This window comes from Rhizobium sp. JAB6, from assembly GCF_003024605.1.
Lineage (GTDB): Bacteria > Pseudomonadota > Alphaproteobacteria > Rhizobiales > Rhizobiaceae > Rhizobium.
Window position 1 is genome coordinate 745,268 of record NZ_PYJQ01000001.1, and the last position, 21,334, is coordinate 766,601.

A 21,334-nucleotide genomic window follows, 5' to 3' on the forward strand; every position below is an offset into this window, starting at 1 on the left:
GAAGGAAAGGCCAAGTCATGACCTCTGAAATCGATTCCGCCGCTCTGCTTTCCCGCGCCAGCCAATTGATCGATCTAGCCCGCAAAGCCGGAGCCGATGCGGCGGATGCCGTCGTGGTGCGTTCGCGCGCCCATTCCGTCAGCGTCCGCCTCGGTAAGGTCGAGGGCACCGAATCCTCCGAGAGCGACGACTTCTCGCTCAGGGTTTTCGTCGGCAACCGTGTCGCCAGTGTTTCGGCCAATCCAGGCTTCGATCTCAATGCACTTGCCGAGCGCGCCGTGGCCATGGCCAAGGTTTCGCCGGAAGATCCCTTCGCCTGTCTCGCCGATGAAGCGGATCTTGCCAAGAGCTATCCCGATCTCGAACTGTTCGATCCGACCGAAGTCTCCACGGAGCAGCTGCGCGAGGCAGCCCTTGCGACCGAGGCGGCAGCCCTTGCCGTTTCGGGCGTCACCAATTCCTCAGGCGCCGGCGCTTCTGCCGGCATGGGCGGGCTCGTGCTCGTCACGTCCCATGGTTTTGCCGGCCACTATATGGGCTCGCGCTTCGGTCGCTCCGTCAGCGTCATTGCCGGCGAAGGTACGGGCATGGAGCGCGACTATGATTTCGACAGCCGCCTCTATTTCGCCGATCTCGATGCGGCCGATGAGATCGGCCGCCGCGCCGGCGAGCGGGCGGTCAAGCGGCTCAATCCACGCCAGGTTCCGACGGACAAAAACGTGACCGTCGTTTTCGATCCCCGTGTCGCCCGCGGCTTCGTCGGCCATATCGCCGGCGCCATCAACGGCGCGTCCGTCGCCCGCAAGACCAGCTTCCTGCGCGACAAGATGGGTCAGCAGGTGCTGAAATCAGGCCTTTCGATCACGGACGATCCGCTGATCGTGCGCGGCCCCTCCTCGCGCCCCTTCGACGGCGAAGGCGTGTCCGGCAAGCGGCTCGTCATGATCGAGGACGGCGTGCTGAAGTCCTGGTTCCTGTCCACCGCGACGGCGCGGGAAATCGGCGGCGGCCTGAAGACCAACGGCCGCGGCGTGCGCGGCGGCACCTCCGTATCGCCCGCATCCACCAATCTTGCGCTGGAACCGGGCGATATTTCGCCCGAAGAACTGATCCGCAACGTCGGCACCGGCTTCTACGTCACGGAGCTGATCGGGCAGGGCGTCAATATGATCACCGGCGAATACAGCCGTGGCGCCACCGGTTTCTGGATCGAGAACGGCGAGTTGACCTTCCCGGTTTCCGAGGTGACGATCGCCTCCAACCTGAAGGACATGTTCATGCGCGTGACGCCGGCAAACGACATCGACCGGGATTTCGGCATCGCCGCTCCGACGCTTGCCATCGAGGGCATGACGTTGGCGGGCCGCTGAGAAACGGGTGGAGATTGGAATTAGTCAATGATCGATAGCAAGGCCGGCCAATTGAGCGATGTGGACCTGATCGTGGGTGCCGCGCTCGAGGCGGGCAAGATCGCTCTCGGTTTCTTCCGGCAATCGCCGGAAGTCTGGTGGAAGAACAACGGCCAGTCCCCGGTGAGCGCGGCGGATTTTGCCGCGAATGAAAGCCTTGCCGCCACGCTTCGCACCGCCAGACCCGATTATGGCTGGCTTTCAGAGGAAACCGACGACGACGCCGAGCGTCTGAAGCACGCAACCGTCTTCGTGGTCGATCCGATCGACGGCACCAGGGGATTTCTCTCGGGTCTCGATCTTTGGTGCGTCAGCGTCGCCGTCGTCACAGACGGCCGGCCTGTGGCGGGCGTTCTCTATGCGCCGGCGCTTGACGAACTCTTCGTGGCGACGGCTGGCGGACAGGCCTCGAAAAACGGCAAGCCGATCGGCGTTTCTCAGCGGATGAGCGACGACATCCATCGTCTGGCGACCGGCGAGGAGATGCTGAAGGGCTTCGATCCGGATTTCCGCAAGACGGTCGAGCGTGTGAAGCACGTGCCGTCGCTCGCCTATCGCCTCGCCATGGTGGCGGACGGCAGGCTGGAAGGAACGATCGTCAAACGCAACTCCCACGACTGGGATCTCGCCGCCGCCGATCTCATTCTGGAGCGGGCCGGCGGCGCCCTCGTGGATCTCTCCGGCAGGGCATTGCGCTACAATCGCGCCGAAGTATCGCATGACGAACTTTGCGGCGCGTCGGCAGCGCAATTACCGGAGTTTCTCCGTCAGCTATCGAACCGACGAGACGGTTGACCTTTCCGTCAAAATCCCGCAGATGAAGGATGGAGGGGGACGACAGTAGAAAGAGACGAAAATGACTGATACCAGCGGCAAAAAGCAGCTCCTGCACCTTGTCTTCGGCGGTGAACTGGAAAACCTCGAAGAGGTCCAGTTCCGCAATCTCAATGAGCTCGATATCGTCGGCATGTATCCCGATTACGCGAGCGCGCTGGTGGCGTGGAAGTCCAAGGCACAGCAGACTGTCGACAATGCCCATATGCGTTATTTCATTGTTCACCTGCATCGCTTGCTCGATCCGCAGGCAAAAGCGGCATCCTGAGTTCGCCTTGCTCCGAATTTGCATTTGATATCTCTCTCCGGAAGAGCGTTGTCGCTTTAAATCCGGCCATGAAGCAGTATCTTTGACACAATAAGAACGAAAATTCGGCTGTTTATTCGGCCGCGTGGTAATCGGGATTTGGCATAGATGATGATCAGCTGGGATGGGAGGCGATCGAAATGAGTAGCCTCAGGGCGCGTCTTGCCTTGAGCGCCTATCGTTTCGGCGGAATTGCCGTTTATCCGTTCATCGGACCTTATCTCGCCGTTCGCGCGGCGAAGGGCAAGGAAGATGGCTCCCGCAAGCTGGAGCGATCGGGTTATGCCAGCGCCAACCGCCCGCAAGGGCCGCTGATCTGGTTCCATGCCGCAAGCGTCGGGGAAACCTCGGCCGTCATTCCCCTGATCCGAGAAATCCGTCGTCGGGATATCCATGTCATCCTGACGACGGGCACGATCACCTCTGCCAAGGTCGCGCATCAGCGGCTTGGGGAGGAGGTCATTCACCAATACGTGCCGCTCGATCTCAAACCTGCCATCAAGCGCTTCCTTGAATATTGGCAGCCCGATTGCGCCATTTTCGCCGAATCCGAGATTTGGCCGGCAACGATCATGGAGCTTGGCCGCAAGCACATTCCGCAGATTCTGGTCAACGCCCGCATGTCGGATCGATCCTTCGCGCGCTGGAGCCGGCATCCCTCGCTTGCCGAGGCGCTGTTCGAAAATCTGGCATTGGTCGTGGCCCAATCCGACCTCGATGCCGAACGCTTCCGTGATCTCGGCGCGCTGCAGGTCCTCAAATCAGGCAATCTCAAGGTGGATACGGACGCGCCGTCCTACGACGCGCCGACGCTTGCCGGTTATATGAAGCAGATCGGCGATCGCAAGACCTGGGCCGCTGTCTCCACCTTCGAGGGCGAGGAGGGCGCTGCAGCCTCCGTCCATTCGATGCTGAAGCAGCATAACGGCCAGCTCACTATCATCGTGCCGCGCCATCCCGAGCGTTGCGACGCGATCGAGGCGATGCTGGTCGAGCAGGGCCTGAAAGTGGCGCGCCGCACCCGCAACGATATCCTTTCCCCCGATGTCGATGTCTTCCTCGGCGATACGATTGGCGAGATGGGGCTATATCTGCGGATGACCGAAGTCGCCTTCATGGGCAAATCGCTGTTCAACGAAGGCGGTCAGAATCCGCTCGAGCCGGCCATGCTCGGCTGCGCGATCCTGACCGGCGGGCATGTCCAGAATTTCCGCGATTCCTATCAATTGCTCGCCCGGCGCGGCAGTGCCCGTATGGTGCGCGATACCGAGATGCTGGCGCGCGGCGTGCATTATCTGCTGACCAACGACGCGGCCCGACGTGGCATGATCGATGCCGGCTTTGCTGCCGTGCATGAAATGCGCGGCGCGCTGGCTGCAACGGTCAAGGGCCTGGAGCCCTATATCAATCCGCTGTCGGTCAAGGCGCGGCTAATGCCGAAGACGATGGCAAACGGATAAGAAGGGAAGGGCATGACAGCCGTCAGATTGGGAGCGATTGCGGGCATTCTTTTCGACAAGGACGGCACGCTGCTCGACTATGACCAGAGCTGGCTGCCGGTCAATCGCGAGCTTGCCAGGATCGCTGCTCAGGACGATCCTATCCTCGCCGATCATCTTCTCTCAGCCTGCGGCATGGATCCGATCACCGGCCACATCGTGCCGGACAGCCTGCTTGCGGCAGGGAACACCCGGCAGATTTCCGAGGGGCTGGTCGCCGCCGGCTCGAAAGTGGACGTCGCGGAATTGGTGGAAAAGCTCGATGCGCTTTTTGCGCATGCGGCCGATTTCTCCTCGCCAGTCACCGATCTCGCGGCCTTCTTCCGGCGTCTGCATGAGCGCGGCTATAAGCTCGGCGTCGCTTCCAGCGACAATGAGCGCTCCATCCGTCAGACGGCGCGCCGCTTCGGCTTCATCGATTATATCGATTACATCGCCGGCTATGATAGCGGTTTCGGCACCAAGCCGGAGCCGGGCATGGTGCTCGGCTTCTACGCAGCAACCGGTCTTTCGCCCGCGCAAGTCGCTGTTGTGGGCGATAATAATCACGATCTTCATATGGGACGCAATGCCGGCGTCGGCCTCACCGTCGGCGTACTGACGGGCACGGGTTCGCGCGAAACGCTCGCAGCCGCGTCCGATTACTGTCTCAACGACATTACCGAACTGGAAGACCTGCTCATGCCGGTCGCACAATCGGCCTGATCTGGCAATGGCTTGCTTTTTCACGCAATCTGCCCTTTCTTGCCGCTTTGTTGCAGGCACAGGAACAGGGCTGGAATAGACGCATGGTATCGGAAGCCCCACCCTTCTGGTGGCGAAAGCCGGATTGGCGTGCGTGGGGGCTCTCACCCTTTTCCTTTCTATATGGCCGTATCGCCGGGCATCGCATGGTGAATGGCAAACGCGCCTCCGTGCCGGTGCCGGTCATCTGCGTCGGCAATTTTACGGTCGGCGGCGCCGGGAAGACGCCGACCGCGCTTGCGCTTGCCAAGGCCGCCAAGGCCAAGGGGCTGAAGCCGGGGTTCCTGAGCCGGGGATATGGCGGGTCGCTCGATGTCACTACGGTCGTAGATCCCTCGCATCACCACGCCACGGCCGTCGGCGATGAGCCGCTGCTGCTTGCCCGCGAGGCGCTGACCGTCATTGCCCGCCGCCGCGCCGATGGTGCGGAAAGGCTGGTGCACGAGGGTGCCGATCTCATTATCATGGATGACGGTTTCCAGAGCGCGCAGATTGCGATCGACTATGCCCTTGTGGTGATCGATGCCGGTAGGGGCATCGGCAACGGACATCTCGTTCCCGGCGGTCCTGTGCGCGCGCCGCTGCGCACCCAGCTTCTCTATGCATCCGCTCTCTTGAAGGTCGGTGAGGGCAATGCTGCCGATCGCGTCGTTCGCCTCGCGGCAAGGGCGGGCAAGCCCTTCTTTTCTGCGAACGTCAGAGTGCGCGGGCAGGAGGATCTGCGCGGGCGCAAGGTGCTTGCCTTCGCCGGCATCGCCGACCCGGCCAAGTTTTTCCGCACCGTCGAGATGCTGGACGCTGAGATCGCCGTCCGGCGCAGCTTCGGAGATCACGAACACCCCGGCGAAGACGATGTCTCCGACATGCTCGACATAGCCTCGCGCGAAGGGCTTGAGATCGTCACTACCTCGAAGGACTATGTCCGCCTCATCGGTCATCATGGTCGCGCCGACGAGCTGTTGCAGCGCTGCAGGGTGATCGAGATCGACATGGTCTTTGATGATCCCCAGGCTCCGGCCCTGATTATCGACAGGGCGATTGCAGCCGCGCGCGAACGGCGCTTACGGGAAAAGCGCAATAGCAAAGCGGCTTAGGGGCACGTCTGCTTACTCGGCGTGGAAAATGAGAGCAATTCCAGGAAAGTACGCAGCGGCTTTCCGTCCGGATTGCGTCAAACAAAGAGATGGAGCGGTTCAGAGATTCCGTGAAACGATGAACCGCTAGTGCTTCTGATTGGGAAGGGCGCCGGCGCGCTTTTCGGCTTCTAGCGAAGTGATGACATCGGCATAGGGTTCCTGCCGGGCGACGCTCCAATAGCGCAGCTCATCGAGCGCAATATGCTTGCCGGTCATGGCGCAGACCACATAGGAACCCGGCATCAGGATCTGGAAATCGCCGTCGAGATAGCGAATTTTCGCCTCGCGGTTTCCATGTCCTTCGAAAAGATTCATCTGATGCCGTCCTTGATCTGTCTCATCCGTTTGCCATACCGCACTACAGCGCCGCGCGTCAAATATGACGCGCAAAGTCGACGTAGCTCTTTCGATTATGCAGCAGCAGCGACTTTCCCAGACTATTATTTCGCGGAAAAGTTCCTTTTGGAAATGGCGGGCCTCAACTGCGCCCGAAGAGCCGTTCGATATCCGAGAGCTTCAACTCTATATAGGTCGGCCTGCCGTGATTGCATTGTCCGGAGCCCGGCGTTGCCTCCATCTGGCGCAAAAGCGCGTTCATTTCTTCCGGTCGCAGGCGCCGGCCGGACCGTACCGATCCGTGGCAGGCCATGGTCGCGGCCACATATTCCAGCTTGGCGGCAAGGCCCGAAGCCGTATCCCATTCGGCGATCTCGTCGGCGAGCTGCCGGACCAGACCCTGCGCGTCGACTTCGCCGAGCATGGCCGGCGTCTCCCGCACGGCGACCGCGCCCGGACCGAAGCGCTCGATGGCGAGGCCGAGTCCGCCGAGTTCTTCGGCAAATACCATCAGCCGGTCGCAATCCTCTTCGGGCAGATCGACGATCTCGGGAATGAGCAGGACCTGCGAGGGTAGGCGCTTCGAATGCAGGGCTTTGCGCATGGTCTCGAACACCAGCCGCTCATGCGCGGCGTGCTGGTCAACGATGACAAGCCCGTTTTCCGTCTGGGCGACGATATAGTTCTCGTGCAGCTGAGCGCGGGCTGCACCCAGCGGAAAGCGGGCGGGTTCCTCGGCGCGTGCTGGTTCCGCCGGCGGTGCGACTTCGGCTCGAGCCGTGGGCATGGCAAGTCCCTCGAAAGCGGCCTGCGGCCTTTCGGCAAATCCGTAGCCGGTTCGCTCGAAGGGACGAGATGGCGATGTTTCCGCCGACCAAGGGGCCGCAGCCGGCGAGGGCCGCCAGCCCGGTTGCCAGCCCGGTTGAAAGCCGGAGCGACCGGCGGTAAACGCCCGCAGCATGCCGTCGGCGCCGGTCGTGGCCGCCCGGTCGCCCTCGCGCGCCAGCGCCTCGCGCACGGCGCCGACGATCAGCCCGCGTACAAGACCGGGATCGCGGAAGCGCACATCGGATTTCGCCGGATGTACGTTGACGTCGACCAGGGCGGGATCGAGCGTCAGGGAAAGCACGGCGACGGGATAGCGTCCGGTAGGAATGGTCTCGGCATAGGCGCCACGGATTGCCGAGAGAATCAGCTTGTCCTGCACCGGGCGGCCATTGACGAAGGCATATTGATGGGCGGAATTGCCGCGGTTGAAGGTCGGCACGCCGGCAAAACCGGTAAGGCTCACATCCTCGCGCACGGCATCGAGCGCGATGGCATTGTCCTTGAAATCGACACCCAGTATCTGCGCCATGCGGGCGAGATGATCATCGCCGGTCGCTGGAAATTCGAGCGTCGAGCGGTCGGTGCCCGACAGAACGAAGCGCACGCGCGGAAAGGCGATCGCCATGCGCTTGACGACCTCGGTGATCGCGGCTGCTTCCGCCTTCTCCGTCTTCAGAAACTTCAGGCGGGCGGGCGTCGCAAAGAACAGGTCGCGCACTTCGACGATCGTGCCCGGATTGGCGGCCGCTGGGCGCAGATGCAGAACCTTGCCGCCGGCAACGGCGATTTCGGCGCCGCTGCTCGCTCCCGCGCGGCGGCTTGCAATCGAAAGCTTCGCCACCGAGCCGATGGAGGGCAGCGCCTCGCCGCGAAAACCGAGGGTGCGGATATCCTCCAACGTGTCGGAAATCTTCGAGGTGCAGTGGCGCCGGACGGCGAGCTCCAGATCCGCCTCTTCCATGCCGCAGCCGTTGTCGGTCACCCTCAGTAGCGCCTTGCCACCGCCGGCGGTCGCTATTTCGATGCGTGTGGCACCGGCATCGAGCGCGTTTTCGATCAGTTCCTTGGCCGCACTTGCCGGGCGCTCGATGACTTCGCCGGCGGCGATCTGGTTGATCAGTGTTTCGGAGAGTTGCTTGATGGCCATGACGTTATTGTCGTGGATTCGCACCGATGTGGAAAGAGGAAAGGCGCTTCCCCGCTGGGGATCCACCCATTTCCATCCATGGCTTTGTTGAGAATTTAATCAATGTTTAAGGGAATGATGACAGGTTGCGGAGATAGAACTTGAAATGACCGCAGGTGGCGCGTTTCGTGCATGCTGACGGCTCTTGATGGCAGGTTGGTGGCCATCAATTGAAATAGAGCCGGGTGCCCTCTGCTTCAAGTGTCAAGGCCAGCATGCAACTTTCCTGAATCCGCCTTGCAGAGCGAATGCAGCCCTGTCGATTTGCCGTGTTTTGAAACTGGTTGAGCGTAGGAATCCGACGAATGACTGCCGAGATTGAAAAGGCAGCTGTGGCAATGATGACGGCTGATGGGCCTTTCGGCGGCAGTCTGCAGGCGATGTTCTTCGATGCCTTCTGCGACGGTCTTTCCAGCGCCTTTTTCGCCTATGACAAGAACGACCTCTTATTGTTCGCCAGCCGCCAGGTTCTGAACTTTTTCCCGATTGCGCCCGATTTCCTGCAGCCTTCCACGCGGCTGCGCGATTTTCTGGGCGCCGTCTTCGATACCGGTATATCCTATCAGCGCCCTCACACCAAAACGGCCGCCAGCCGCGACGATTGGATATCGCAGCGCATAGCTTCGCATTGGCGCGAACGTTTCGAGACCACCGAGCATTTTGCCGATGACCGCTGGGTTCGCATTCTCAACCGGCGGCTGTCGTCGGGTCTCGGCTTCTGTATCATCTCGGACGTTTCGGAAGCCAGGAAACGCGAAGAGCAATGGCGCGTCGATATGGAGCGTGTGCAGCTGACCGAGGATATTCTCGACAACCTGCCTTTTCCGGTTTTCGTCAAGGACCAGAATCTCGTCTATGTCGCGGTCAACCGGGCGTTCTGTGACAAGTACCAGACGGCAGCGGACGAGGTGCGGGGCCGCAAGAGCATCGATATCTTCTCCACCGAGCTTGCCAACCGCTTCCAGGAGAGCGACCGGCATGTGATGGAGACCGGCGAAATGTCGATCTCACGGCAACGCCAGATCGCCCGTGACGGCGTCGAGCGCGATATCGTCACCCGCAAGCAGCGCATCGGCAAGCCCGGCCGCTATTTCCTGGTCAGCACCATGCAGGACCTGCCCAAGGATGGCGGCGATTTCGACGAATTCGCACTGGCATCGAGCATCCGGGAAAACAGCGATCGCTCCTATCGCCGCGCCTATGTTCCGATGGTCGCGCTGCAGACCATTTCGCGCCGTCCGGCCGCTATGGAAACCTTCGTTCCGGAGAACTTCAGCGGCCGCAGGGTGCTCGTGGTCACGCCGGACTTCGCTGCCGAAACCGCGGCCCTGAAGACGCTCGAGAAATACGGCTTCGAAGCTTGCGTCGTGCACAATGAGAACGAAGAGGCGGCTTTTCTGGACGTAGCGAGCGCGCATGGCGTCAAGATCGATCTGGTTATCGTCGACAACCAGCTTGGCAAGCGCGGCATGGAGCTCGCCGAGCGGCAGAACCTCGCTGCGCTCTCGTTGGACGGATCGCAGCTTGCAACCGAGCTTGCCTTCGTGATTGCGCGTCATTTCAACCGCAACATTCGTGGCGGGATGGGAGAGCTGGTCGAGCCGGGACTTGCATCCGAATGGGGGCGGCCGGCCGGGGAGGAGCGCCGGGCGCAAATCCTGGTTGCCGAAGATAATGACATCAATCAGATCGTCTTCTCGCAGATTCTCGAGGGGTTGGGATACAGTTATGTGATCGCCGCAAGCGGTGATGAGGCAGTCCGCGTGTGGCAGGAGCATCGTCCTGAACTGATCCTGATGGACATTTCGCTACCGGGCCTGAACGGTTTTGAGGCCACCCGGCTGATCCGCGGCACGGAAAAGGGCAGCGGCACCCATACGCCGATCATCGGCGTTCTGACGCAGGCTTTCGAGCGTGACCGCAAGGAATGCGCCGAAGTCGGCATGGACGACGTCATTCTGAAGCCGGTAAGCCCCGACATCATCGAGACCGTGTTCCAGAAATACATGCGCGGTGCCTTGAAGGCGCAAAATAGATAAAGGTTACAATGATATCACCACCGACGGCAACTTATCGCCGGTGCCGAGTGACCGTCGTCTTGGCATCCTTTGTTAAGACTTCCCCGGCATGCTTTTCCCCCGGGTGGAGAAAAGGTCGGAACAGATATGAAATCGACTGAGATGCTGCCGGGTCCAGTCAGTCAAGAGCCGCAGGCAATCGCTTACACCGATCCGCTCACCGGGCTCGGCAATCGATATCGTATGCGCGAACGAACGCGTGCGTTATCGCGTGAACGTGCCGGCGATCCCGCACCCTTTACAATCGGCATCGTCAATCTCGATGCTTTCAAGCCGATCAACGATCTCTTCGGTGTCGAAGCGGGCGACGAGATTCTCTGTCAGGTTGCCCATCGCCTCAAGGCCTGCATACCCGATGGCGCGCTAGTGACACGTCATGATGGTGATGAGTTCGCCTTTGTGCTGCCGCTCGTCTTCGAACGCGTCGGCGCCGAGAAGTTCGGACAGATGATCCGCGAAGTACTGTCCGCGCCCTACGATCTCGGAGACCGCAATGTCCGCCTTTCCGCCTCGTTCGGCTTTGCCATCCATCCTTTCGCCGGAGAAGAGTTCGACGATCTTCTGAAAAATGCGGAGACGGCGCTCTATCGCTCCAAGCGCCGCGGCCGTGGGCAGATTACGGTCTATTCCAGGGAGATTGCGCAGGAGATGAAGCGCGCGACGCAGCTCGAGCAGGCGCTGCGCAATGCCATTATTTCCGATGCCATTGACGTGCACTTCCAGCCGATCGTCTCGCTTGCCAATAACATGGTTCTCGGTTTCGAGGCTCTGGCGCGCTGGAACGATCCGGATCTTGGCTTCGTTTCGCCCGCCGTCTTCGTGCCGCTTGCCGAAGAGCGGGGCTTCATCGACGCGCTCTCGGAAACCCTGCTGCGGAAGGCTGCGGAGGCAGCACTTTCGTGGCCGCGCGAATTGTTCCTGTCCTTCAATCTCTCCTCGGCGCAATTGATGGATCCCGGCACGAGCAGCAGCATTCTCGCTATCCTGACGCGCGCCGGCCTGGACCCGCACCGCCTCGAACTTGAAATTACCGAAACCGCGGTCATGAGCTCGGCCGATACGGCTCACCGCATCATCGCCGATCTGCGCGCCGCCGGCGTGCGTATCTCTCTCGATGATTTCGGCACCGGCCAGTCCAGCCTCGGGCGCTTGCGTGAGTTCATCTTCGACAAGGTGAAAATCGACCGGGCTTTCGTCTCCCGCATGAATTCGGACAGGGCTTCCGAACATATCATCAAGGCTGTTCTCGCGATGTGCGAAGGGCTTGATCTGCGCGTTGTCGCGGAAGGTATCGAGGAACATGCGGAAGCGGCGAAGCTGAAGGCGCTGGGCTGCGCCATGGGACAGGGCTATTATTTCGGAAAGCCGGCGGACAGTGCCGCGACCCTTCGCTACCTGCAGACCCATTACTTCGATTTCAGCCACGAGCGCGAAATCGCCTGAGCTGAGAAGCGGGCGCGAAAACATCAAGGAAAGCGGCGCCCCATCAGGGCCGCCGCTTCTGTATCCGTCTGACCTATATTTATTCGCTGCCGATATTTACTTATTGGTGGTCGACGAAGTCGTCGTGTTGTCGGTTGCCGGCATGGTCGACGTACCGGACGATTTGGCTGCCTTTTCGGAAGCCTGCATCGAGAGGGTCTTGAACTCCGGCGCCGCCTTGAGCGATTCGGCCGTTTCCGTCGTCGTCAGCTTCACCGTCCCGTCCTGCGGGTTCTGGGTGGCGCTGATCTTGTCGAAAGGAACGGCGACGTTTTTCTGGCCGAGGCCCAGGAAGCCGCCGACGCCGACGATGGCGGCAACGACGCCGCCCTGCTTCTGCAGAATCAGGTCGTTGATGCTGCCGATGCTTTCATTCTGACCGTTATAGACCGATTGGCCCATATAGGTTTTGGCGCTGATCTGATCGGCGGACTGTGTGGTCAGATATCCCGCCTGGCCTCCGGTTGCGGGCGCAGGAGCCTGAGCACTTTTCTGTGCGGCCGAGCTATCCGGCTTCGCGGCCTCCGGAGTTGCCGGCGCGCTTTGCGTCACCGGCGCGTTGTTGCCCGCGCCGCCATTCGCTGGCTGTTGCGCCTGTGCAAAAGCCATGGGTGAAAGCACGGACGCCGTAGCAAAGATGGCGCCTGCGGCAACGGAAGTGAAGAGTTTCCCAGTCATCGTGAACCTACCTTTCATTCTGATGGGCATGCTTCGTTGTACGCGCATGCTTACCAGCGCGAGTGGAACTTTTGTGCTACCGGCCGTTATCGCACCGGTCCTAGAAGCAATGGCTCAGCGAGGTTTTGGTTCCGTCAAGAGTTGCAGAAAATTGCGTCACACAGCTCGGAAATAAAAGGGATATCGTGGGAAATCAATAACTAACGTGGCAAAAGACAACCAGAAAGATTGGCGGTACAACAGGGCGGCTCGATGCAGGATTCGATTTTTTCAGGGTTGAAGCCGCCTTCCGGCCCTTACATTACCCTAGTGAAGGCAATGTCGCCTCCAGCGTAGATAGCCGGAGGCGGCCTTCAATCAAAGCTTGTATGGAGGATCGAAAACGCCCTTCACCGTGATGCCAAGCTCCAGAAGAGCGCCCGCCTGCGGCTGCGTCGAACGTGCCTCCTCATCCAATCCTTCCCAGGCGGTCGTCACGGCCAGTCGGTCCGCATTCTTGCCTATGAAGGCAGGGCAGGAGGGCTGCATGGCAGGTACGCGATAGCGCTCGATACGCAGGCCATCCGGGCTGTATTTGTCGACGAAGCCCGAACCCCAGCGCGCGTTCCAGATATAACCGTCCGCATCGCATACCGATCCGTCGAGGCCGCCCGGATCTTCCATGCTGTCGACCATGACGATCGGCTCCCCCGTCGGAAGGCCCGTCGCGGGATCGACGAGCACGCGCATGAGCTGGCTGACGCGTGTATCCGTGAAGTAACCGATCGTGCCGTCAGGCGAGAAGCAGATGGAATTCGGGATGCTGATCTGGTCGAAGATCTTGGTGACCTTGCCGCCGGCGACATGATAGATCGCGCCCGCCTGCATCTCGGCGCGCTTGCCCATGGTCCCGATCCAGAGCGATCCGGAAACATGCGTGCGTCCGTCATTGGAGCGGTTCTCGGGCTTGTCCGCTTCGATGGCCGTATAGAAGCTCAGCTCGCCGGTCGCGACATCACGGAGGAAGAGACCCTGTTCGGTGGCGATCATCTGCCGTTCCGCGTCGACCCGGGCCAGTACGCTCGCCATCATCGGCAGTTCGTGAACCTGTTTCTTGCCGGTCGGCAGGTGCAGCTCGTGCAGTTCCTTGCCGAGGATATTGAACCACCAAACAGTGTCCGTATCGGGGTCGTAGGTCGGGCCTTCTCCCAGCACGGAGGAGGTATTGCACAGAATATTGCCCTGGAAATCATGAATATCGGTCATAGATCAGGCTCCTACGGCTGCATCATAGGCATAAATGGTGACCTTGGCGCGTTCGGCAACCTCCGCTGCCGTCATTCCCGGCTTGTAAAGGCTGGTGCCGAGACCGAAGGCCAGCACCCCCGCCTTGGTGTAGTCGGCGAAATTCTTGTCGGAAACGCCGCCGACCGCCGCGATGACGAGCTCCGGCGGCAGCACCGCACGAATGGCCGTTATACCGGAGGCACCGAGCACGCCGGCGGGGAAGAATTTAAGTCCGGTGGCACCGGCGCGCGCGGCGGAAAGCGCTTCCGTGGCGGTAAAGACGCCAGGCATCGTCACCATGCCCTTGTCGCGGGCGCGGCTGATGACCGCAGGCTCGACATTCGGCGTCACCAAGAGCTTGCCGCCCGCGCCGTCAAGCCTGTCGACATCTTCGACCGTCAGCACCGTGCCAGCGCCGATCAGGCAATTGGCCTGGGCCATCTTAGCGGCGATTTCGATGGAGCGGAACGGTTCCGGCGAATTCAGCGGGATTTCGATTGCCGTGAAGCCTGTCTCGATCAGCGTGCCGACGATATCGGCCGTTTCCTCCGGCTTGATGCCGCGAAGAATGGCAATGAGCGGTCGCTTCATGGGCGGGAAGGGGATGCGGGTCGTCATCAGCTTTTGCTTTCTTTCTTGAACCAGATCGCTTCGGCCGCAGCGGAAAGTCCGCGACGGACGGCGGCATCGGCGTCGATGGTCTTATAGGTGAGGGATAGGGCGCGGAACGCCTCTTCGTAGAGCGCCTGAAGGCGGCCGGAGGCGATGAGCGTGATGGCCGCATTCTGACCGGCCGAGGCTCGCGCGCCGGCGATTTCCGCGCCGATCAGAGTGCCTGATATCAGCGCCTGCGCGCCGGCTGCCGTCAGCCCGTTCAGGAGCTGGCCGGAGCGGGCTGTGAACAGCAGATGGGTGAGGAGCGCCGGCTTGTCCAAGGCAGCTTTGAGGGCAGCTTCGAATGCTTTCGTGTCGGCGGTCATGTCGGCGGCGCCGGCAACGGCATGCGACAGGATGCTGTGCCTGGTAATGACGTCGAAGAGTTCGCCGGTCATGAAGGTGGAGAAGCCGGTCACGCGGCCATCCACCACGCGCACCCATTTCGAATGGGTTCCCGGCATGCAGACGAGTTGTTCGCCCTTGGCGTCGGCGGGAATCGCGCCGAGCAGCTGCGTTTCCTCGCCGCGCATGACGTCCGGTACCTGCTGGCTGCGTTGCGCCAGGCCAGGCAGAATGCGGATGTCGCGGGACTGTCCGGGCACAGAGGCGGCAGCGGCGAGGATTGCTGCAAGCGAGGTCGGCGTATCGATGTAACCGGCTTCCACCCAGCCCTGGCGCGCCCCGGCCATGCCGCAGACGATGACGGGAACGGTCTCCGGCGCCGATACGGCATCGAGATGTGCCTGCAGAACACTGGCGAAGCCGGTCTGGGCCGCCGTGGTCATGCCTTCGCCGCTGCGGCGCTCCGCAATAACGCGGCCGTCTTCGCCGATCAGCCACAGCCGGAAACTGCTGGTGCCCCAGTCCACCGCGACATATGCCGGTTTCGTCATGAGAAATGCTCCAAGTCTTGCGTCAGAAAACTCAAAATTAGAAAATGCCGCCATCGACGGTGATGGCTTGTCCGGTCATGGCGCCCGAACAGTCGGAAGCCAGGAAGAGCACGGGGCCGACCAGATCCTCGGCGTTGAGCACGCGCTTCAGGCATTGTCGGTCTATCGTCTTTGCCATGCCGTCCTCGGTCAGCCAGAGGTCGAGCTGGCGCTGGGTGACGATCATTCCAGGCAGAACGGCGTTGACGCGGATATTCTCGGCCCCGAAGCGTCCGGCAAAGCTTTTGGTCAGCCCGATGATGCCGGACTTCGCAGTCGCGTAGGAGGATAGAAGCGGCGGGTTCATCTTGAAGACGATCGAGGAGAAATTGATGATCGCGCCGCCGCCGGCTGCCCGCATGCCCGGTACCGCCGCCTGTGAGACGAAGAAAACCTGCTTCAGATTGATCGCCTGATTGTTGTCCCAATATTCCTCGGTCGTGGTGTCGATGTCGTGCCGGTCGTCCCAGGCGGCGTTGTTGACGAGGACGCGGATCGCCCCGAGATCGGCCTCGATGGCTGCAACCGTGCTTTTGGTCGCACCGACATCGCGGAGGTCCGCATGGTAGAAGCTAACGGGATGGGCGGATTGGCCCGAAAGCTTGGCCGCAAGCGCCTTGCTGGGTTCCTCCGCTATATCGATGAAGGCGACCTTCGCCCCCTGCCGTGCAAAGGCCTCCACGAGGCTTGCTCCGATGCCGGAGCCTCCGCCGGTGATGAGGACGGTGCGATCCTTCAGATCGGGAAATTGGGCCTGAATATCCGCCAAGATGTCTCCTCCCCGGATCAGCCGGGTAGTTCCGTTATTCGGAACATAATTTGACTATATGGAATTATCGGGCTACGTTTTCACAGTGTCAAGGACAGCGCGGTTCTGCCGGAAATAAATGTCGGAGATAAATGCCAGAGATGAATGAATGAGTGTGGGCCTGGGTTCAGAGGCGGGAAAAAATAAAGCGCATCGCGACCGGGAAACCGGGACGCTCGGAAAGCTCGTCTCCCTGCTCGATCTCGTTGCGCTCGCCGATGGGCCGATGCGCTTTACCGATATTCTCTCGCTTTCGGATCAGCCGCGCGGTACGCTGCACCGGCAATTGTCGCATCTGGTCAACGAAGGGCTTCTGGAGGTCGACCGCGACGGACGCTATCGGATCGGGTTGCGGCTCTTGGCGCTTGCCTCGCGCAGCTGGGCGCGCAACGAGTTTCGGGCGATTGCCGAGCCGCATCTTCACCGGTTGCAGGAGGTGACGGGTGAAACCGTGCATCTCGGCGTTCTCCGAGGTGCGGAGGTCATCTATCTCGACAAGGTGGAGGGCCAGCAGTCCGTGCGAATGTATTCGCAGGTCGGCAATGCCTCTCCTGCCTATTGTACCGGTGTGGGTAAGGCGGCGCTCTCCGCGCTCGACGATGCCGAGCTTGCAAAGAGAATCGCAGGCCTCGAATATCGCCCTTACACCGAGCATACCCTTCGCAATGCTTCGGAGTTGCTCTCCGACATCTCGCAGATCAGGGGGCGAGGCTATGCCTTCGATCTCGAAGAGCACGAAAACGGCATCTGCTGCGTCGCTGCGCCGATCCGCTCCGATGATGGTCACATGCTGGCCGGAGTCTCTGTGACCGGCCCGGCCTATCGCGTCACCCACCAGACGCTGCAGGCATGGGCGCCATTGGCGGTCGTTGCCGCTGATTCGATCATGATGGATATGCGCAACCGCATGGGTCCCAAACGTTGAGCTCACAGACGCAACGACAGTGAGAATTCCGCGATTTAACGCTGTCGGCGCGGTAGCTTAGCGAAATTGCTCGTTTATCTTGAATTTTACTGTTGAGATATGGCGAAGAACTGCCATTATCTTCATGTGATTGCTGAAACCATACGGGATTTGGCGGGGCGGTGAGTGGAGACAATAGTAACGGCCGTTGAGGCGATCACGATTTTGAAAAACTTATATTTCGCCGAGCAGTCGATAGCGGCGCCGGCACGTTAATCGTGAGGAGCAAGAGACGGAAGTTCTGTATTTTGCCCTCTTTTACATAAAGAAAACTGATGATGGCGGCATTGGTACAAGCAGGAATGTCCCCTCGCGACGAGGATTTGATCGAGGAAATTGCCAGGCTCAAGACCCAGTTCGATGTGTTCCGGTTCATGAAGGGGCTCACGGAGGCTTACCGCTGCCGGGCCTTCATGGTGCTCAATCTCCCGCCGATTACATCCTCCGACTTGCAAAGCAACTCGGTGATCAACAACTGGCCGGCGGAACTGTTGTCGATTTATGATCAGGAGAACCTGATGTCGACCAGTCCCGTATTGCAACGTCTGCGCGCCTCCACATTGCCCTTTTTTTATGAGGTGGCGCCCAATCCTTATCGCGAAGAGAACAAGTCGCAGCTGGTGGTAGCTTTGTTCGAGCGTTTTCGTATGATGCGTTTCGCCTATTTCCCGACCCATGACGCCTCAGGTCTTCGCGGCGCGGTCTCGTTGGCTGGCGACCGCGAACACTTTTCACCGCAAGAGATCAAGGATCTTTTCTATATTGCGGTTCACGTCTTCGACCGGCTTGCCGCAATTCGCAGCCTGGATGTTCGCGTCGTCGACACTCTTACCGACCGGGAGATCGATTGCCTGAATTGGACGGCAGCTGGAAAGACCAGCGCCGAAATCGCTGAAATCCTTTCTCTGTCCGAGCATACGGTCAATCATTACCTCAACCGCGCGACCAAGAAGCTCGATACCGTCAACCGCACGCAAGCCGTCGCCAAGGCTCTGCGCGTCGGGCTGATAAAATAGGGTGGCCGCCGCCCATGTCGCGGTGATGATCGGGATTTGCGCAGCATGTGAATGATTTTTGTGCGCTGCGAACAAAATATGATGACGTGCGCAGCACTGATCCACTGCCCGATTGAGGTGCGCTGGGTATCACGCACTGAAGAAGCACCGCTTTCAGGATTTTTTGAAAACTGGCACGCTTCCTGCTTCTAAAAAGATAAAGGTCCAGAGGGGACTTTGACAACAGCGCCGATAAAACGTGCGTGGATCGAACGACCGTCGCCGATGCCCTTCGCCATAGCTTCTCCCGGCGAAGGGGATCGGCGGCGGTTGTTACTTATTTAACACGCTCTATAGGGTTCCCCACCTTCAAGCCGATTTTCGCGTTATCGCCCTATATATTTCACATGAGGGTGCTTTATGTCGGCCCGCGATCATGTCTTCCCGAATTGGGAGAGCGTTGCGGCTGGTAAGGGTTATTTCCCATGGACCCGGCGGACCTGCCGGCCGCAACGAAGACGTTTTTATCGACGGCGTCCCGAATTTCGTTTGGCGAAGCCACGCCTCTCCACTATCTAAACCAGAATGATTTCGGAAGTTGCTCGCCGATGCCGCGCTGCCGAAAACGATTCTGTAGTGAGGATGAAATGGCAGACATCACCAAGGAACAGGTGCTGGAAACGTTGAAGACGGTTCGCGGCCCCGACCTGGAGCACAATATCGTCGAGCTCGGCATGGTTTCGGATGTCTTCATTTCCGATGGCAAGGTCTATTTCTCCATTACCGTTCCCGCCGAGCGTGCCAAGGAGCTGGAGCCGCTGCGGCTTGCGGCCGAGCGTGTCATCAAGGAAATGCCCGGCGTTAAAGGCGCTCTGGTCGCGCTGACCGCCGACAAGAAGGCTGGCGCTGCGGCACCCCGGCCGGCCGCGGCACAATCAGCTCCGCGCGGCCACGAACACCCCCATACACACACGCCGCAACAGCCGCCGCGCGCAGCGAAAATCGGCGTTCCGGGGGTCAAAGCCATCATCGCGGTCGCGTCGGGTAAGGGCGGCGTCGGCAAATCGACGACAGCGGTCAATCTGGCTCTCGGCCTGCTGGCCAACGGCCTGCGCGTCGGTATTCTGGATGCCGATATCTACGGTCCTTCGATGCCGCGCCTCTTGAAGATTTCCGGACGCCCGACCCAGATCGATGGCCGCATCATCAACCCCATGGAGAATTATGGCCTCAAGGTCATGTCGATGGGCTTCCTCGTCGAGGAGGAAACCGCGATGATCTGGCGCGGGCCTATGGTACAATCGGCCCTGCTGCAGATGCTGCGCGAGGTCGCCTGGGGCGAGCTGGACGTGCTTGTTGTCGATATGCCGCCCGGCACCGGCGACGTGCAACTCACCATGGCGCAGCAGGTGCCGCTTGCCGGTGCCGTCATCGTTTCGACGCCGCAGGATCTGGCGCTCATCGATGCGCGCAAGGGCCTGAACATGTTCCGCAAGGTCGAGGTTCCCGTCCTGGGCATCGTCGAGAATATGAGCTACTTCATCGCCCCCGATACCGGCGCGCGCTATGATATCTTCGGCCATGGCGGCGCCCGCAGGGAGGCAGAGCGCATCGGCATGCCTTTCCTGGGCGAAGTGCCGCTCACCATGGGCATTCGCGAGACCTCGGATGCCGGAACACCGCTGGTCGCAGCCGAACCGAATGGGGTGGTTGCGAATATCTACCGCGAGATCGCGGCCAATGTCTGGAAGCAGGTTGCGGATACGCCGCAACGCGCAGCGCCATCGATCGTATTTGAATAATTCACTGACCGGCCTTCTTTCATATAGTGACGGATTGTCTTGTCGGCGCCCTGTGCTATGACTTCGCAGATCGGCCAAACTGGTGTGAAGCGCGCGATGTAGAGGTTGTGACTTGATTCTTTGCGAGCTTTGCTGCATATGCGCCGCCTGCGTGGAACTGGTCGGTCGTTTCCGATGACCAATCTCCGCCAAATGGTGGTTTTATTCTGCCATCCAGGCGTTTTCGCCGGGACGGGCGACGGATTGGTACAGCAGCGCAATGGAACATGAACACGGATTCCCGGCCGGACGGGCGGGATACGACCGGGGTTTTATGAGCTTTTTTTGTCGGTCATTGGTGAGATCGCGGCGGGTGCGGGCAGCGCGCCCTGACGCCGCCTGCATCCGTGCCGCAGGAGCGCGCAGTTGATAACTGCCTATTGCTCAGGTTCGAAGCCGCTCGAGCTTCCCGATCTCTCGGCGATCGATCGGCTGCCTGACGATGCCGTGTGGATCGACATGGTCGATCCGTCGCGCGAGGAGGAAGCCAATATCGAGCGCCTGCTTGGGCTCGAGGTGCCGACGCGTGAGGACATGAAGGATATAGAGCCTTCCAGCCGGCTGTATATCGAGGAGGGCTCGGTCTTTTTGACGGCCTCGCTCCTGTGCAAGGCTGATACCAGCCTGCCCATGTTGACCGATGTGGCCTTTATCCTGGCGGGACATCGGTTGATCACCATCCGTTATGCCCAGCCGAAATCCTTCGCTCTCTTCATTGCAGCGCTGCAGCGCATCCCGCACGAGCGGCGCACCGGCATCGCACTCCTGACGAAGCTGCTCGAAACGATCGTCGATCGTACCGCCGAGGTGCTTGAACAGACGGTAGCCGGTGTCGATATATTGTCGGTGCATGTATTTGGCGATCGCGTGAAGAAGGTCCGTCGGCCAGGGAACTATCTGGAAGAAAAGCTCAAGGACATAGCGCGCTATCACCGGACGCTCAGCAAGATACGTGACAGTCTGAGTTCGCTGTCGCGGCTGCTGACTTTCCTTCAGGCTGTCCCCGCCATGCAGCAGGACCACGAAGCAAGGGACCTCTGCCGCAATGTTTCAAGGGATGTTCAATCTCTTTCCGAGCATGCGTCCTTCGTCGCGGGCAATATCACCTTCCTGCTCGACGCATCGCTGGGGCTTATCAACATCGAGCAGAACGCCATCATCAAGATCTTCTCGATCGCTTCCGTGGTGTTCCTGCCTCCGACGCTTGTCGCCTCCGTCTATGGCATGAATTTCGAGCATATGCCCGAACTGCATTTTGCCTTCGGCTACCCTGCATCGCTGTTGTTGATGGTGGTTTCCGCCGTCGTTCCGTTTTTCTTTTTTCGCTGGAAAGGCTGGCTCTGAGAGTCTAGTG

General features: G+C 60.3%; 19 protein-coding genes. 12 read left to right on the plus strand and 7 right to left on the minus strand.

From position 1 onward, the window contains the following. Window positions 1–17: 17 nt before the first annotated feature. From C7U61_RS03650 to lpxK, 6 genes are all read left to right on the plus strand, one after another. Entirely contained in the window at window positions 18–1,370 is a 1,353-nt protein-coding gene (locus C7U61_RS03650; protein WP_106996740.1) for a TldD/PmbA family protein, read from the plus strand. 27 nt (window positions 1,371–1,397) lie between these two features. Further along, window positions 1,398–2,204: a 3'(2'),5'-bisphosphate nucleotidase CysQ gene (locus tag C7U61_RS03655; protein ID WP_106996741.1), complete on the plus strand. Its 807-nt coding sequence runs from the start codon at window positions 1,398–1,400 to the stop codon at window positions 2,202–2,204. Window positions 2,205–2,265: 61 nt separating this feature from the next. Further along, entirely contained in the window at window positions 2,266–2,511 is a 246-nt protein-coding gene (locus C7U61_RS03660) for a DUF4170 domain-containing protein (protein ID WP_106996742.1), read from the plus strand. Between the two features lie 179 nt (window positions 2,512–2,690). Further along, the gene (waaA, locus tag C7U61_RS03665; RefSeq protein WP_106996743.1) at window positions 2,691–4,010 is read left to right on the plus strand and encodes a lipid IV(A) 3-deoxy-D-manno-octulosonic acid transferase; all 1,320 of its coding nucleotides are present in this window, start codon (window positions 2,691–2,693) and stop codon (window positions 4,008–4,010) included. A 12-nt stretch (window positions 4,011–4,022) separates the two neighbouring features. Continuing rightward, complete coding sequence (locus tag C7U61_RS03670; RefSeq protein WP_106996744.1) at window positions 4,023–4,754, plus strand: HAD family hydrolase; 732 nt, start codon at window positions 4,023–4,025, stop codon at window positions 4,752–4,754. A gap of 83 nt (window positions 4,755–4,837) precedes the next feature. After that, on the plus strand, window positions 4,838–5,887 hold the full coding sequence (gene lpxK, locus C7U61_RS03675) for a tetraacyldisaccharide 4'-kinase (protein WP_106996745.1): 1,050 nt from the start codon (window positions 4,838–4,840) through the stop codon (window positions 5,885–5,887). A gap of 126 nt (window positions 5,888–6,013) precedes the next feature. Here the strand turns inward: lpxK and C7U61_RS03680 are convergent, their stop codons facing one another. Together C7U61_RS03680 and mutL are read right to left on the minus strand one after the other, a co-directional pair. After that, window positions 6,014–6,244: a DUF2093 domain-containing protein gene (locus C7U61_RS03680; protein WP_106996746.1), complete on the minus strand. Its 231-nt coding sequence runs from the start codon at window positions 6,242–6,244 to the stop codon at window positions 6,014–6,016. A 163-nt stretch (window positions 6,245–6,407) separates the two neighbouring features. Continuing rightward, window positions 6,408–8,240, minus strand: coding sequence for a DNA mismatch repair endonuclease MutL (gene mutL, locus C7U61_RS03685; RefSeq protein WP_106996747.1), 1,833 nt, complete (start codon window positions 8,238–8,240; stop codon window positions 6,408–6,410). A gap of 377 nt (window positions 8,241–8,617) precedes the next feature. Between mutL and C7U61_RS03690 the strand changes: the two genes are divergently transcribed. Further along, on the plus strand, window positions 8,618–10,318 hold the full coding sequence (locus C7U61_RS03690) for a response regulator (protein WP_245410735.1): 1,701 nt from the start codon (window positions 8,618–8,620) through the stop codon (window positions 10,316–10,318). Window positions 10,319–10,444: 126 nt separating this feature from the next. Beyond that, complete coding sequence (locus tag C7U61_RS03695; protein WP_106996749.1) at window positions 10,445–11,800, plus strand: EAL domain-containing protein; 1,356 nt, start codon at window positions 10,445–10,447, stop codon at window positions 11,798–11,800. Between the two features lie 96 nt (window positions 11,801–11,896). Here C7U61_RS03695 and C7U61_RS03700 read toward each other — a convergent pair whose 3' ends face one another. The 5 genes from C7U61_RS03700 to C7U61_RS03720 all read right to left on the minus strand — a co-directional run bounded on the left by C7U61_RS03700 (window position 11,897) and on the right by C7U61_RS03720 (window position 16,141). Beyond that, complete coding sequence (locus tag C7U61_RS03700; protein WP_106996750.1) at window positions 11,897–12,517, minus strand: PRC-barrel domain-containing protein; 621 nt, start codon at window positions 12,515–12,517, stop codon at window positions 11,897–11,899. A gap of 357 nt (window positions 12,518–12,874) precedes the next feature. Then, window positions 12,875–13,762 (minus strand): SMP-30/gluconolactonase/LRE family protein, encoded by an 888-nt coding sequence (locus C7U61_RS03705; protein ID WP_106996751.1) that lies wholly within the window; start codon window positions 13,760–13,762, stop codon window positions 12,875–12,877. A gap of 3 nt (window positions 13,763–13,765) precedes the next feature. Further along, window positions 13,766–14,401: a 2-dehydro-3-deoxy-6-phosphogalactonate aldolase gene (locus C7U61_RS03710; protein ID WP_106996752.1), complete on the minus strand. Its 636-nt coding sequence runs from the start codon at window positions 14,399–14,401 to the stop codon at window positions 13,766–13,768. Next, window positions 14,401–15,333 (minus strand): 2-dehydro-3-deoxygalactonokinase, encoded by a 933-nt coding sequence (locus tag C7U61_RS03715; protein WP_106996753.1) that lies wholly within the window; start codon window positions 15,331–15,333, stop codon window positions 14,401–14,403. The genes C7U61_RS03710 and C7U61_RS03715 overlap by 1 nt, the downstream gene beginning before the upstream one ends. 37 nt (window positions 15,334–15,370) lie before the next feature. After that, on the minus strand, window positions 15,371–16,141 hold the full coding sequence (locus C7U61_RS03720) for an SDR family oxidoreductase (protein WP_106996754.1): 771 nt from the start codon (window positions 16,139–16,141) through the stop codon (window positions 15,371–15,373). A gap of 148 nt (window positions 16,142–16,289) precedes the next feature. Here C7U61_RS03720 and C7U61_RS03725 point away from each other — a divergent pair, with 148 nt between their 5' ends. From C7U61_RS03725 to C7U61_RS03740, 4 genes are all read left to right on the plus strand, one after another. Continuing rightward, complete coding sequence (locus tag C7U61_RS03725) at window positions 16,290–17,105, plus strand: IclR family transcriptional regulator (protein ID WP_106996755.1); 816 nt, start codon at window positions 16,290–16,292, stop codon at window positions 17,103–17,105. A 314-nt stretch (window positions 17,106–17,419) separates the two neighbouring features. Next, complete coding sequence (locus C7U61_RS03730) at window positions 17,420–18,160, plus strand: LuxR family transcriptional regulator (RefSeq protein WP_181315775.1); 741 nt, start codon at window positions 17,420–17,422, stop codon at window positions 18,158–18,160. 626 nt (window positions 18,161–18,786) lie between these two features. Next, a complete protein-coding gene (apbC, locus tag C7U61_RS03735) occupies window positions 18,787–19,941 on the plus strand; it encodes an iron-sulfur cluster carrier protein ApbC (RefSeq protein WP_106996756.1) in 1,155 nt (384 codons plus the stop codon). 405 nt (window positions 19,942–20,346) lie between these two features. Further along, entirely contained in the window at window positions 20,347–21,324 is a 978-nt protein-coding gene (locus C7U61_RS03740) for a magnesium transporter CorA family protein (RefSeq protein WP_106996757.1), read from the plus strand. Window positions 21,325–21,334 lie beyond the last annotated feature (10 nt).

Bases quoted from the DNA above. Each gene is read 5' to 3' on its own strand.
- lpxK (WP_106996745.1), top strand. From the start codon at position 4,838: ATGGTATCGGAAGCCCCACCCTTCTGGTGGCGAAAGCCGGATTGGCGT.
- waaA (WP_106996743.1), top strand. From the start codon at position 2,691: ATGAGTAGCCTCAGGGCGCGTCTTGCCTTGAGCGCCTATCGTTTCGGC.
- C7U61_RS03725 (WP_106996755.1), top strand. From the start codon at position 16,290: ATGAGTGTGGGCCTGGGTTCAGAGGCGGGAAAAAATAAAGCGCATCGC.
- C7U61_RS03670 (WP_106996744.1), top strand. From the start codon at position 4,023: ATGACAGCCGTCAGATTGGGAGCGATTGCGGGCATTCTTTTCGACAAG.
- C7U61_RS03715 (WP_106996753.1), bottom strand. From the start codon at position 15,333: ATGACGAAACCGGCATATGTCGCGGTGGACTGGGGCACCAGCAGTTTC.
- C7U61_RS03650 (WP_106996740.1), top strand. From the start codon at position 18: ATGACCTCTGAAATCGATTCCGCCGCTCTGCTTTCCCGCGCCAGCCAA.
- C7U61_RS03660 (WP_106996742.1), top strand. From the start codon at position 2,266: ATGACTGATACCAGCGGCAAAAAGCAGCTCCTGCACCTTGTCTTCGGC.
- C7U61_RS03730 (WP_181315775.1), top strand. From the start codon at position 17,420: ATGATGGCGGCATTGGTACAAGCAGGAATGTCCCCTCGCGACGAGGAT.
- mutL (WP_106996747.1), bottom strand. From the start codon at position 8,240: ATGGCCATCAAGCAACTCTCCGAAACACTGATCAACCAGATCGCCGCC.
- C7U61_RS03690 (WP_245410735.1), top strand. From the start codon at position 8,618: ATGATGACGGCTGATGGGCCTTTCGGCGGCAGTCTGCAGGCGATGTTC.
- C7U61_RS03695 (WP_106996749.1), top strand. From the start codon at position 10,445: ATGAAATCGACTGAGATGCTGCCGGGTCCAGTCAGTCAAGAGCCGCAG.
- C7U61_RS03680 (WP_106996746.1), bottom strand. From the start codon at position 6,244: ATGAATCTTTTCGAAGGACATGGAAACCGCGAGGCGAAAATTCGCTAT.
- apbC (WP_106996756.1), top strand. From the start codon at position 18,787: ATGGCAGACATCACCAAGGAACAGGTGCTGGAAACGTTGAAGACGGTT.
- C7U61_RS03710 (WP_106996752.1), bottom strand. From the start codon at position 14,401: ATGACGACCCGCATCCCCTTCCCGCCCATGAAGCGACCGCTCATTGCC.
- C7U61_RS03705 (WP_106996751.1), bottom strand. From the start codon at position 13,762: ATGACCGATATTCATGATTTCCAGGGCAATATTCTGTGCAATACCTCC.
- C7U61_RS03655 (WP_106996741.1), top strand. From the start codon at position 1,398: ATGATCGATAGCAAGGCCGGCCAATTGAGCGATGTGGACCTGATCGTG.
- C7U61_RS03700 (WP_106996750.1), bottom strand. From the start codon at position 12,517: ATGACTGGGAAACTCTTCACTTCCGTTGCCGCAGGCGCCATCTTTGCT.